General features: G+C 44.6%; 12 protein-coding genes and 1 pseudogene. 8 read left to right on the top strand and 5 right to left on the bottom strand.

Annotation, left to right across the window (positions count from 1 at the left end):
- Together AT710_07020 and AT710_07015 are read right to left on the bottom strand one after the other, a co-directional pair.
- A pseudogene (locus AT710_07020) lies at positions 1-716 on the bottom strand.
- A gap of 93 nt (positions 717-809) precedes the next feature.
- Complete coding sequence (locus AT710_07015; GenBank protein KUO91301.1) at positions 810-1,556, bottom strand: hypothetical protein; 747 nt, start codon at positions 1,554-1,556, stop codon at positions 810-812.
- 99 nt (positions 1,557-1,655) lie between these two features.
- Between AT710_07015 and AT710_07010 the strand changes: the two genes are divergently transcribed.
- Genes AT710_07010 through AT710_06995 form a run of 4 tightly spaced genes read left to right on the top strand, consistent with a single transcriptional unit; the run spans position 1,656 to position 4,425 of the window.
- Positions 1,656-2,054: a methylmalonyl-CoA mutase gene (locus tag AT710_07010; protein ID KUO91300.1), complete on the top strand. Its 399-nt coding sequence runs from the start codon at positions 1,656-1,658 to the stop codon at positions 2,052-2,054.
- Complete coding sequence (locus AT710_07005) at positions 2,054-3,328, top strand: transporter (protein KUO91299.1); 1,275 nt, start codon at positions 2,054-2,056, stop codon at positions 3,326-3,328. Before AT710_07010 ends, AT710_07005 begins: the two co-directional genes overlap by 1 nt.
- Before the next feature lie 27 nt (positions 3,329-3,355).
- A complete protein-coding gene (gene rpl19e / locus AT710_07000; protein ID KUO91298.1) occupies positions 3,356-3,808 on the top strand; it encodes a 50S ribosomal protein L19 in 453 nt (150 codons plus the stop codon).
- Positions 3,809-3,813: 5 nt separating this feature from the next.
- Positions 3,814-4,425, top strand: a complete 612-nt coding sequence (locus tag AT710_06995; GenBank protein KUO91302.1) for a 50S ribosomal protein L18 — start codon at positions 3,814-3,816, stop codon at positions 4,423-4,425.
- On the opposite strand, the gene AT710_06990 is transcribed toward AT710_06995, so the two are convergent.
- Positions 4,422-5,363 carry an alcohol dehydrogenase gene (locus AT710_06990; protein ID KUO91297.1) on the bottom strand — a complete coding sequence of 314 codons (942 nt, stop codon included), beginning with the start codon at positions 5,361-5,363 and terminating at the stop codon, positions 4,422-4,424. The genes AT710_06995 and AT710_06990 overlap by 4 nt on opposite strands.
- A 544-nt stretch (positions 5,364-5,907) precedes the next feature.
- On the opposite strand from AT710_06990, the gene AT710_06985 reads away from it, so the two are divergent.
- Positions 5,908-6,315 carry a hypothetical protein gene (locus AT710_06985; GenBank protein KUO91296.1) on the top strand — a complete coding sequence of 136 codons (408 nt, stop codon included), beginning with the start codon at positions 5,908-5,910 and terminating at the stop codon, positions 6,313-6,315.
- 43 nt (positions 6,316-6,358) lie between these two features.
- On the opposite strand, the gene AT710_06980 is transcribed toward AT710_06985, so the two are convergent.
- Positions 6,359-8,209, bottom strand: a complete 1,851-nt coding sequence (locus AT710_06980; GenBank protein KUO91295.1) for a hypothetical protein — start codon at positions 8,207-8,209, stop codon at positions 6,359-6,361.
- Positions 8,210-8,411: 202 nt separating this feature from the next.
- Here AT710_06980 and AT710_06975 point away from each other — a divergent pair, with 202 nt between their 5' ends.
- The 3 genes from AT710_06975 to AT710_06965 all read left to right on the top strand — a co-directional run bounded on the left by AT710_06975 (position 8,412) and on the right by AT710_06965 (position 10,280).
- Positions 8,412-8,942 (top strand): heat-shock protein Hsp20, encoded by a 531-nt coding sequence (locus tag AT710_06975; protein ID KUO91294.1) that lies wholly within the window; start codon positions 8,412-8,414, stop codon positions 8,940-8,942.
- A gap of 95 nt (positions 8,943-9,037) precedes the next feature.
- Positions 9,038-9,676, top strand: coding sequence for a hypothetical protein (locus AT710_06970; GenBank protein KUO91293.1), 639 nt, complete (start codon positions 9,038-9,040; stop codon positions 9,674-9,676).
- 118 nt (positions 9,677-9,794) lie between these two features.
- A complete protein-coding gene (locus AT710_06965) occupies positions 9,795-10,280 on the top strand; it encodes a hypothetical protein (protein KUO91292.1) in 486 nt (161 codons plus the stop codon).
- A gap of 228 nt (positions 10,281-10,508) precedes the next feature.
- Here the strand turns inward: AT710_06965 and AT710_06960 are convergent, their stop codons facing one another.
- A complete protein-coding gene (locus AT710_06960; GenBank protein KUO91291.1) occupies positions 10,509-12,530 on the bottom strand; it encodes a hypothetical protein in 2,022 nt (673 codons plus the stop codon).
- Positions 12,531-12,653: the final 123 nt, after the last annotated feature.

Raw genomic sequence — 12,653 nt, 5'->3', positions numbered from 1 at the left:
TCCGTTGCCACTGCTTTTGCTAGTAGTGTTTTTCCGGTGCCCGGTGGGCCCACTAGGAGTATTCCCTTTGGTGGGTCTATTCCAAGGTACTTGAATAGCTCGGGGTGCCTTAGGGGCAGCTCCACGAGCTCCCTTATCTTCTGCTTAGCCTCCTCCAAGTCCCCAATATCCTCCCAAGTAACTCTTGATACAGCTATCTCAGCCTCCTTCACTGGTTCCTCCCTAACTATCACTTCAGTATCTACCCCAACATATGCGGCTGGGCCAGGCGTGACTTGTGTGACCATGAACCTCAGCGCGCCTGTGTAGTATGGTACTTCGAATGCAGCTCCCTTCCACACCGCTCTTCCAAGCAGGTATGCACGCTTCAAATAGTCTGCATCGATTCTTATTGCTTCGCCTACGGGCGCCATCATTACTCTCTGGGCAGGCTTTAGATTAGCCTTCCTGACTTTAACGGCGTCTCCTATGCTTAACCCAAGGTTTTGCCTCAATAATCCATCCATTCTTATTATATCTTTATCGTCATCGTCGCTATAGGCTGGCCATACCTGGGCATAAACGGTTCTCTTATTTGCCATTATCTCAATATAATCCCCAGGCTCTAATTCAAGTGCCCTCATGTACTTATTTGCCATCCTAACTATGCCGCGCCCAACATCTCTGCTCCTCGCCTCTGCGATTCTTAATGTAGCAGAATTCTCGCTCATATTCATGTATGGTTTACCACTAAAGAGTTATTTAAACTTACCTTTGTACACTAAGCTGAATTATTCAATGGGATTAAGCAAGGGGTCTTAAAGTAATGGTCAGGAATACATCATTGGGCATTTATTCCCATCCTTGGTTAGGGTCATTATGACTCTGCTGAATGCATCGTTAATATATTGAACTCCATATGCATATAGGTCCAGGTCGGTCTCCATTAATGCATCCTCCACGTATTCGCTTAGATACGAGGGGTAAACAAATGATAATCTACCACAAGGCTTTAATGTGATCGATGCTTCAAGCAGGAATTGATGATAAATGTGATCCAGCCTCGAATCAACTGTGTGAAGTCTATTGAATGGGGGATCGGTCACTATCGCATCAAGCGAACCTTGCCTAATGGGCAATAGAGTAGCATCGCCCCGAGCATCAGTAAAGCCGCTGCTTATATCAATGGATACTACGTTAATGTCCAGGTGTCTCGCCACGGCGCTAATTGTACCTACGCCGGAGAATGGATCTAAAACAGCATCCCCTTGAACTACGCCAGCCAAGTTAAGCATAAGCATTGCTATATCCGTGTCTAGATGTGGCTTCCCCGGATCATTTGATAATTGTCTTCGTCTTCTATAGATTTCGATGCCGTAATCATCGGTGACTTCCCGGATCAGGACTAAGCGTGAGAAAACGTTAATTGCCTTAGTTAAATCATCAATATCTATCAATGCTTCGTAATCCTTAACTTTCTTAATGCTAATGCTTACCCCCACGCCGCGCGATACAGAGAGCAATTCCTTCATTGGCAAGTCCTCTCCAACCATGTTCCTGAACCTAAGCTTCAGCATAAATAATGAGAACTCAGTTCCATAAAAATATTGGCGAACCTCGCCAAGATAAGGAAGGAGTCAGAAGAAATAAAAAATGCTTTATATCTTAGGAATCATATGCGTAGGATAAAGGTAATAGTTGCTAAGCTGGGACTAGATGGTCATGATAGGGGAGCCAAGGTAATAGCCAGGGCATTGGCTGAGGCTGGTATGGATGTTGTATATACAGGCATGAGGCAAACTCCTAGCCAGATAATAGAGACAGCCATTCAAGAGGATGCGGACGTAATAGGAGACAGCATACTTTCCGGTTCGCATTTAGAGCTAGTGGGTGAATTAATGAGTGAAATGAGGAAGAGAGGCATTGATGTGCCGGTAATGGTGGGCGGCATAATACCGCCCGAGGATGAGGATTCGCTGAAGCGAATGGGCGTAGCAGAGGTATTTGGGCCGGGCACTCCCTTATCCATTATAGTGGAGAAAGTCAAGTCGCTTGCCATGGTGAAGAGAGCGTGATGGAGGAAGCGATGAAATGGAATAAACAAGCCATCTCCAAATTAATATCATTAATAGAAGACGGCAAGGAATTGAATTACAAGCCCATTCGGAGGAGCAAGGTAATAGGGATAACGGGTCCACCAGGGGCCGGTAAAAGCACGCTAATATATTCCATCATGAAGATTCTGCCCTCGAGCCTAAAGTTGGCTGCCTTGACCATAGACCCAACCAGCCCCTTCAGCGGTGGGTCATTTATGGGCAACAGGATACGCATGCAAGACCTCTCGGATCGCCCCAACATATATATAAGGAGCTTAGCAACACATGGAAGCAGAGGTGGCTTATCCTATGAAGCAATATCCACAGTGAATCTATTGGAGTATCTAGGCGCGGATTACATATTCCTTGAAACCGTAGGCGCCGGTCAAGTTGATACTGATGTGAGGAAGATAGTTGATACGGTCATAGTGCTTGTGCCCCCTCTTGCCGGAGACGAAATACAAGCATTGAAGATGGGATTAATGGAGATAGGCGACATATATGTGGCGAGCAAGGCTGATTCACCGGAGTCGGATAAGGTTCTTCTCGACATAGAATCAATGCTTAGGATAGCCACCGTGGGCTCATGGAAGCCACGGGCAATTAAGGTTTCCCCATTATATGGGCAAGGCGTGCGTGAACTAGTAAGCATTATTGAGGAGCACCATAATTACTTGGCAAGCCACGGGTTACTTAACGATATATTAAGCAATAGGCTTGAATTATTGATGAGACTACATGCCCAAAAAATCCTGGATACAATTATCGACTCCAGCGATTTGCTGCGCGACGTGAGGCAAGGCATTATGAATCCTCGGAATGCCGCTCAACTCTTAATGGGGCTTATGAATCCCCGTTTAGATCATGTAGCAGTCGCAGTAAAGGATCCTGATTCCCTTATAAATAAATTAGAAGCTATGGGCCTGCGGAAACTTGGGGAGGAACTTGTTAAGGAGCAGGGGGTTAAGGTGATAATGCTGGGTTTATCCAATGCCAGAATAGAAATACTAGTCCCATTAAGCAGCGATAGCTCCATCGCTCGCTTTATTGAGAAGCGGGAAGGGATTCATCACTTGGCCATAATAGTCGATGATCTAGATAAATTCAAGGAAGCCGCATCCATCAAAGGATTAGAGCTGCTTCCCGCATCGGAGAAGGGGGCCGAGGGCTCTAGGGTTGCCTTCATTAGTCCCAAAAGCCTTGGCGGCATATTGCTTGAGGTGGTGGAGAAGAATGATGAGCACAAAATTTAAAATGGCGAAAGATACGGTGAGACCGCAATGGTTTCGCAAGCAAAGAAATTGATAGGTAGAGCATTGGGAGTTGCATCATCCCGCGTAAGGGTGTCCCCCGATGCCGCTGATAGATTAGCCGAGATAGCCACTAGATCTGATGCGAGGTCGCTGCTTAAGGAGGGCGTGGTCGTGATTGAGCCTAAGAAGGGGAATAGCAGGGGTCGTTGGAGGCTTTTACATGAGAAAAAGAAGAAGGGCCGAAGAAGGGGTCAAGGCACGAGGAGGGGCCCTAAGTCGGCTAGGGTTAATGAGGAGAGGCAATGGGTGAATAGGGTGAGGAACATGAGGCGGTTCCTGAATTACTTAAAGCATAAAGGAACAATTGATTCCAAGACTTGGCGTAGGCTTTACTTGATGGTTAAGGGCGGATACTTCGATTCGTTGGCCAATCTTAGGGCTTACATGATTCAAAACCATATAATTGAGGGAACCAGGTGATCAATGTGGCCGGTGGAGGTACATATAAAGTTAAGTTCAGGAGAAGAAGGGAGGGGAAGACGAATTATAAGAAGAGGGCAGTAATGGTAATAAGCGGCAAGAATAGACTAGTGGTTAGAAGAACTAACAATTACATAATAGCCCAGATAATGCAGGCTAGACCGGAGGGCGACGTAACATTAGTGTCCGCAACTAGTAAGGAGTTGAGGAAGTTTGGATGGAAAGGAGGATTAAAGAATATGCCGGCCGCCTATTTAACGGGTCTCCTATTAGGGAAAAGAGCCGTCGCTAAGGGAATAGAGGAGGCCGTGCTAGATGTTGGCCTTCATGTTCCTATTGCTGGTTCCCGCATATTTGCTGTAGCCAAGGGCGCAATTGATGCTGATATGGATATTCCCCAGAGCGAGGATTCATTTCCGGATCCTGAGCGATTAAGCGGCAAGCACATAGCTGACTACGCTGCCCAATTAGCGAGCAATGAGGAGGAATTAAAGAGGAAATTCTCTAAGTACTTTAAGGATGGCTTAAACCCAAGCGATATAGTTAATAATTTTGAGGAAGTTAAGAAGAAAATAGAGGAATCAATTAAGGCATCAACTGCAGAAGCAGAGGCCTAGGGAATTAGAACTGCCTTTCCGGGAATCCTCTTATTCACGACATCATTAATTGCTTCATTTACTTGCCTAAGATTATATGCCGTAAATGAGGTGTTTATGGATCCTTCATGTATTAATTTAATTGCCTCCAGAACCTCGGATTTAGTGTAGGCGGCCGATCCAATAATTCGTTGTTCCCTCATTATGGTCAATGCCGGTCGTTTGAGCGGTATCTCCTGTCCCTCGACATTACCTATGAGCACTAGGGTCCCCTCCTTCCTTAGGCTACGCAATGATTCATTAATTGTTGGCGCACCCACGTTCTCGTACACGACATCAACGTAGCCATTATATTTCTCTCCCTCCAGCACCACTTCATCGGCGTATTTCTCTATTATTGGCTTTTTTTGCTTGGAAGTAATGGCCACAACCTTGGCGCCAAGCATCTTCAAGTACTGAATCATATGTATACCAACGCTTCCTCCTGCTCCAGTAACCATAACCTTTAATCCACGTGGATCCACTAGCTTAGTTGCATGTATAGCAGTTGCTAATGGGCAAGTTGCTGCCGCGTATTTCTCGAATTGATCATCCGGTAATTTGAATATGTTTCGTTCCGGTACAGAAACCGCCTCGGCATATCCACCAAATCTCTTTTCCCCAAGGAACATCAACTCATCGCATAGGTTTTCTTTTCCATTTCTGCAGTACATGCACTTACCACATGTTATGGCGCCGAAGACCCCAACTGGTTCCCCATTGAGTTCGCCGAAGACCTCATGCCCCAGCACTAGGGGTGGACTTAATTTGAATCCGCCTCGCCAAATCACTATATCCCTACCGCAGATACCGCTTGCCTTTACCTTTACAATCATTTCCCCAGGCCCTGGATTCAAATCAATATATTCCAATGATAGCGGTTTATTGAACTCATGAAGAACAGCTGCCAATGCCTTCATCATGATAATTTCCGGTTCCTTTATTAAAGTATTTTGGCCGCCCTAGTTGAGTAGGCGATCATAACCCCCCTTCTGTAGCATTGGTCTAAGGTCCTACCCGGGCCTCGCCGCATGGTTCCTTCACAAGCCCCTATTTGGACCAGCGCCCCCTTTAACGGTTTTACCCGTCGGGTTGCCCCGGGGGCCCATGCATGCTTGGGGGAGTTTCCTGAGGCCACCCGTTGCCGTGATGGCCCCGCGCCCGCGATCGCCTACCCAACTAGGGCTCAGTTCAGGTCTTAACACCCCCTTAAATGCTTAACTATTTAGCTCTATATCAGACTTGGTATCACTCGTCACACTAATTCCGCAATACCAGCTTTCATCACTTGATTACCAATCATTATATTGTTTTTATTAATTTAACTCAATGAATCGCTTGAGCCTAAATTTAATGTGATGGGTCGCAGATCAATGGAATGCTCAAAGAGGGGCTCCCTTACCGGGTTTAGGGTCTTGTTTTGTCTGGAAAAATATTTAATTATTATCTTGACGAGTTGGATTAATGGATATCGGCGTGGCTCTTGGAGAACGATTACGAGCAGTATTATTGATAGTGCCCCTCACTGGGGTATTAATGGTATTATCGTTATTCGTAACCGGTCCTATTCGTTTCTTTTTATTAATAGCAGCGCTGGTGATAATATATCCATTAATAATAATCGTTAGACGCTTTAATAGGAAGAAGTGGGGCAACATGATTGGCGTCTTCGGTAATTGTTCTCTTTATGATAATGGAATATATATAGATGTGGCTAGGGGCCTAGATCTATTCGTTGAGTGGAATGATATAATTCGTTGGGAGGAGACAAGCACCGGCTCGCTGATAGTTACGTTGGATGGCACTGAAATAGAGACGCCGCTTCCGTTGAGTGAACTAGAGAAATTAAAAAACAAAAATAACAAGCAATAGAGTACCTCCAGCATTGGTTCCCCACGTCGAGACAGTGGAAACCTTAGTGTCCAAATTTAACTAAAATGGCTAAGGCTATTAGGATGCATATCATTCCTATCGTGAATGTTAGCGGATTAATCACCATTGATTGAGTTAAGGTGGATACAGTTGGCTGAGGAGCCGATACTGAAGTAAGTGATGTATTTATTGTTGGTATAGTTATTGAGTATGATGCATTACAGGCCGACACCGTTCTCAATAATTGAAGCACTACATTGGAGTACGCAGCCGACATCTCATACAAGTTAAGGGCATTATTGAAGTAGTTGGAGGCCGCAAAAGTGGAGTTTGCTTTAGTGGAATTAAATTGGCTATACCAATAATCGCCGTATTGTATATAGGAGAGAGGAAGAAGCGGAGTAGCATTGCACGCCTCTAGCCTGCTTGTGGAGTAGAGGGCCAATTGCCTAACTGTAGTTAATAATCCAGTTTCGTATGAAGTTGATTGGGAGGACATGAATATCAAGTGAAGCATTGTGCTGGTCTCCGATATGACGTCGAGGCTATTGCTTAGGGCCATTAAGTAATTGCCCTCGCCAAAGTATACTTGGGCATTGTTTACCTCCGTTAATAATTGATTTATATTGCCGGCAAAGAATGCGGACAAGCCCTCCGCCTGAGTTAACGAATACAGGTAAGTCACAGTTGATTCAGCGTAAGTCAAGTAGTCTTGAGACACCTTATATAATAATTGCCTAGGTATAACATATCCGCCCTTTATTCCCTTAAGCAATGCATACCAATACTGCAATGTATCAACGCGTACATATGCGGCGGATAAATTGGATGCCGCATCCTGGATGTTTCCTATGTCTAGATTAGAAATTGATTGATTAAGCAATTGCTGTGCTTGATATATTCTGTCATACATCCCAACCATCACATCAATGTTGACGCTGGTCACCGTCGTATGATTAAGCAAGTCCAAGTAATTATTAATTGTTGAATTAATGCTATTGGCCTCATTCCTTATCTGCGATGAAGTTAATGAGGAGAACTTGGATTGATAGTAATTTATTAATGCGCTATAAAGTAAGCTGGCAGCAGTATAGTAATTATCTTGATTTGCATAGTACTCGGCCGCCTCAATAGTGCCATTTGGTATAATGCTTTTATTTAGGAGGAGGGTTTCATAAAGGTATCTTGTCATGTTTATATATTGAATCGGCAAGCTCAATGTCTCATTCGGAGGCAGACCTACGCCTGTCAAGTAATGAGCAGCTTGATAAATTGTACTAACCGGAATAACCGTTACTCCTAATTGCTTCCCTAATGATATCAAGTTAACTGGGGGAGACGTGGGCGAAGTATATATTTGCTGCCCATACGGAACCAAAACTACCTTATAGCCCATGCTGGCCGCCGCCCTTATCTTATCAGGTATTCCTCCCACCGGTCCAATAGTGCCATCGGGCATTATCATGCCGGTCATGGTTACTGATGAATTGAGCGTCCTATTATCTAGTAAAGAGAATATCCCGATGGTCATGTAACCGCTTGCCGATGGCCCGCCGATCTCAAGCGTGTTAGATGTAGTGTTGATGAAGAAATCGTATTTAGTGAATGGAATATTAGCCATGGATGCGGCCATTATTGCAGCCATTTGACTGGATGATATGAAGGAGCCCCCCTCTCCTATTGGCAACGGCGAAGTCGCGACATATATATTGCCCGAGCCAGGAGTTATGGCGGTTACCGTTATGTTTATCACGGCACCGCTATTATTGCTGGTGACCGCCAATGCGTGTATTGTAACGGATTTCGTATATACTTGCTTCACGCTCCATCCCTGGATCCCAAGGACAACTCCCGCCATCATTAATAAGGCAATGAATAATATTCCTGCCCTCATAGCCATAAGCGCGGGTCAAGCAATTTAAAAACTTATTTATAAATGCCAATATGCACGCCGTGCTCCCAATCATCTTGGGCATCGAGATTTATGGATAGTACTCAAGGGGGCAAGTAACCCGATTACTTGAGGGTCCATCCTTATTTCTATCTATATGTATTGATCCATAAGGTTTAAAAAAGGAGTATAAGCGTTATCAATTATGTCTGAGTTCGACGATTTTGATAAGTGGTGGAATCGTTTAAGAAAGTTCATGGATAATTTCGAGACCGAGATAGAGAAGGAAATGGACGAGTTATTTAGGCAAGCGGAGAAGCAGCAACAGCGAAGCTCGAGAAAGCCAAATATGTATTATTATGGATTCGAAATAACGATGGGTCCCGATGGTAAGCCCATTGTTCGGGAGNTCGGGAATGTGAAGCCATGGAGTGAACGCGGTGCCCCAGTGATTAGTGAGGATATAGAGCCATTAACCGATGTATTTGATGATGGAGACAAGATAAAGGTAGTCATGGATATGCCAGGGATAGATAAGGATAAAATAAAGATAAAGGTTAATGGAGATAAATTAATAGTATCAGCTGAGGGCAATGATAGGAGGTATTATAAGGAGGTTAATTTGCCCGCTAATGTGGATCCAAGCAAGGCTAAGGCGACCTATAGGAATGGCGTCCTCACCATTGAGCTAACGAAGAAGAACGGGAAAAGCGGTTTCGAAATAGAAGTCAATTAAGTTTGCCTTTCATTAACTTTCTAAAAATAGTGTATGCCATTCTAGTTTCTCAATGGTACAACATACTTATATTTTCTCTAGGGCTGTATTAGTTAATGGTGAAGATTTTAATAACGGGATTCGAACCATTTGGNGGAGATGAAGAGAACCCCACCAGGTTAATAGCAAGCAGCATTAATGGCAGGATAATAAATGGGGCTGAATTGGTAGGACTAGTTTTGCCCGTATCATATTCGCGCGTCAAGTCAATGTTGCTTGACGCGTTACGTAAGGAGAAGCCAACTGCATATATTGGCATGGGTCTTGCGCCTGGTAGTCCAGTCATTAGTGTGGAGAAATTCGCATTGAATATCGCTAATGGTAAGGATAATGATGGGTATGATGCCGATGATGAAGCGATAATTGAGGATGGCCCTCCCGCCTATATCTCCACGCTCCCTGTGAAGCTAATTGTAAGTAAATTACGTGAGGTTGGCATACCTGCTCGGGAATCGTATTATGCTGGATCGTATCTATGCAATTATGTCATGTATTTAGGGCTTCACTACTCCTCGACGCTGGGCTTCCCCTCGGTCTCCGGCTTCATTCATTTCCCTTATAATTCTGAATACGTATCTGGACGTGGCTCAAGCAATTCCTCGCTTCCTCTGAGTTTAATGATAAATGCAGTTATTAGAGTGGCAGAAGTTGTATTGGAGAAACTAGTGGGGAACCCATATAAGGAGAAACAATAATTCTACGTGAATCCATGCAAGTGCTCTCCATATTTATTAAAAATGATAATGCCCGCTCTTTAAGGCAGAAGAGGATCATTGGGCAGACTTAAAAATGCTTATATTATCCGCCCATAGTATGCTGCTAATATTGATAAATACTAATTACGAGGATGCCTTAAGTCACTTGCTGAGGGATCTAGGAGATGAGAACGCCTTGGCGATAACTAATGATGCTATAATTACCTGGAAGAGTAGGGCTAGTGTTGAGAGGGGACTCATGTCATTAAAGGAGAAAATTATCTCAAAGGTGAGCGGGGAAGGCGATGTGGAATTCTCATATGCATTGATTGAGCTAAGCGATGATCAGTTAGGGAGCCTAAGAACAATGATTAGGGATGCACTGGTTAGATTGGATAGAGAGACATATAGACACATTGACTCCATTAGGAATAGGTTAGACAGAATAAGCGAGAAGAGATTGGAGACTGAGATGAAGTTTCTCAATAAGAGGTTTAATTCATTGATGCTGCTTCACAATAAGTTTAAGGTAATGACCCCAGATACTGAAAAAATGATAGATTTAATGAGGGAATTAAGGATAATGTTAGGCAAAAAGAGGTAAACCGACCCCCTCCCCCGCCTTTAGGGTTCCCCGGGGTCTTGGGGGTTACGGCCCTTTATGGGCGCTACTCGGCCTTCGCGTCGCGGATCCTCCTCCGGTATTGCGGGGTCGGCTCCCGCTTCTCATTCCCAAGAATTGACCGGGGGAGGACATTAAAGAAAAATAGCATTCCTTTTTAAGCTTACCCCGCCCCCCTGGAAGGAGCGGAGTTTGTCGTTCGTTTTATCACTATATATTCTCTACATCAGGTCCTTCTATATTCCTTCTTTTTCTATTCTGGCTCATTGCGTAGAAAAGCAGTCCGGTCCCTCCAAATCCTAACGCTGCGAGCAATGCCTCTCCCGTGGTTATAGGCATTCCGTAAAATACGGTCAATATGTCAGTTCCTATTATTATAGGCTTACCCGCACTAGTTATCGGCACTACCTTGGTGTACTTGGCATAACGGAGCTGTGCAGTGACTTGATATGTGCCGGCGAGGACTCCATTAACATTACTTGTTCCAGCATTGCTGGTAATTGAGCTATATGTTGGTCCATAACCTATCCTATAAAGCGTTACGTTGACTCCCCCTAGGGCTTGGTGGAACTGTCCCTCCACCACCACAGTTACATTATACACGCCCAGTTGCAGGGTTATTGGTTGATTAGTCAATGTATTGACGTATCCTATGTAGACGGGGGCGCCTTGGTACGATACCGTGAATTGGATCGGGTCAGGCGACTTTATCGGGATATACGCTATTCCATTAGCGCCGACGGGTATAGGTCCATAATTCACTCCATCCTGAGTTGCAGTTACTGTGGCTCCCTTAACCGGCTTTCCATTGGTATTAATCACTTGCACTTGCAGCGGAGCCCAATTCACGTACACCTCGTATTGTCCAGGCTCATTTACTCCAAGGGTGCTTACGGCTATGTATGCCTCATGACGAGTAGGCGATATGGATACCAAGCGATCCACTGATCCCCATGGTAGCTCGGAATCAGTGTATCCACCATAAGATACGCCGCTGGGCGTCACTATTTTCTGAATATAACCTACCTCTGGAAGCTGAACCACTAGGGATGTCCATAATCCATTGCTTATATCACTTGGAGCAACTGTTACCACTAGATTGCCGTTCTGCCATTGACCGACCTGCTTATATAGTATTGGCATATAGGTTACCGTTAATGGCGAGGAGGTCGGGTTCTGTACCTTGAATACATTGTCGTATATCACATATATTCCTATTACTGGGGCAAACTTTATGAATGGAGGCAGTATATACGTTATTCCAGCCACGCTTATTAGGTTAAATAACGTATATACTGGCATCACTCTGTTAGCTATTACTTGGAACTTGACTGGGTTCTGCCCTACCACAAGCGGCTCCACTGTATACACTACAGCCACGTAGCCAAGCAGGTTCCATCCGGCTGGCACTCCAAAACTCGATGATGACACCACTAGACTGCTCTTGGGGGATACTGTTTCATTGAAGAATTGAGTTCCCTTGACCAGCATAGCGCTCGGCATTTGGTACTGCGCACCATATGCTATATCCACCGAGTACGTGCCCGGCGGTAATTTAGACATATCCAATTGCAGAGCTTTCTCCTCGATCTTGAAGTAAGTCACGTTTTGGTACCAGTTATCAACTAATTGGGAGAGAGATGTTCCATTTGGAAGATAAGCATTGACTAACTCGAAGGGGGCATTATTATCAATAGTCAATTTAACTACTTGATCAGTGACGTACTGGAACGTATAGTCCGGCGNGGTTATATTAATAGTACTTGTTTGGGGAGTTAACGGTATATAGTCCTCCTTAGCAAATGTCGCGCTGACTATTATGGTTGCATTGACGGTGGTCTGGCCATTATTAGTTATGGTCAAGCTAGAATTAGTGGTGTATGCCGATGTGATCATTCCATACTGATTCTGAGAAACCAGCACGCCGGCACCGCTTATAGTTAATGCCGGAGTAGGTGTTGGGAAGTATATCTCCAAATACTCCAAAACATAGCCTGGCCCAGGCGATAAGGGTGCCTGCACGGTTGTTGCTTGACCTGGCTGAAGTGAGACAGTGCTAGTTTGATTTATTATGTCGGTATAGGTTAACTCAGCATAATAAGGCAACTGCACAGTTACTGGTTGGTTCTGGGCAGCAAGCGTATTATTAGTTACAGCCGCGTGTAGTGCTGATGCTGTGACCATTAGCGCCGCCACCAGCATCAGCGCGAGTCCCGAAATTGACCGCTTCATGGGAATGACACATATGTCAATGCTAATATAACAATCGTTTAAAATAGATACGTGAATATGCACATTATGTATTGAACAGCGTTCGACGTATACGTCTGAAAAGGGATTTGAAGCAATTTATAG

Source organism: Thermocladium sp. ECH_B, assembly GCA_001516585.1.
Classification (GTDB): Archaea; Thermoproteota; Thermoprotei; order Thermoproteales; family Thermocladiaceae; genus Thermocladium.
Note: the sequence above shows the minus strand (reverse complement) of the source record. Positions and strands in the feature narration are given on the sequence as shown.

What these genes read in the sequence shown, in the direction of transcription:
- AT710_06965 (KUO91292.1), top strand. Translation starts at nt 9,795, where the DNA reads ATGCTGCTAATATTGATAAATACTAATTACGAGGATGCCTTAAGTCAC.
- AT710_07005 (KUO91299.1), top strand. Translation starts at nt 2,054, where the DNA reads ATGGAGGAAGCGATGAAATGGAATAAACAAGCCATCTCCAAATTAATA.
- AT710_07010 (KUO91300.1), top strand. Translation starts at nt 1,656, where the DNA reads ATGCGTAGGATAAAGGTAATAGTTGCTAAGCTGGGACTAGATGGTCAT.
- AT710_07015 (KUO91301.1), bottom strand. Translation starts at nt 1,556, where the DNA reads ATGCTGAAGCTTAGGTTCAGGAACATGGTTGGAGAGGACTTGCCAATG.
- rpl19e (KUO91298.1), top strand. Translation starts at nt 3,356, where the DNA reads ATGGTTTCGCAAGCAAAGAAATTGATAGGTAGAGCATTGGGAGTTGCA.
- AT710_06990 (KUO91297.1), bottom strand. Translation starts at nt 5,363, where the DNA reads ATGAAGGCATTGGCAGCTGTTCTTCATGAGTTCAATAAACCGCTATCA.
- AT710_06980 (KUO91295.1), bottom strand. Translation starts at nt 8,209, where the DNA reads ATGAGGGCAGGAATATTATTCATTGCCTTATTAATGATGGCGGGAGTT.
- AT710_06985 (KUO91296.1), top strand. Translation starts at nt 5,908, where the DNA reads ATGGATATCGGCGTGGCTCTTGGAGAACGATTACGAGCAGTATTATTG.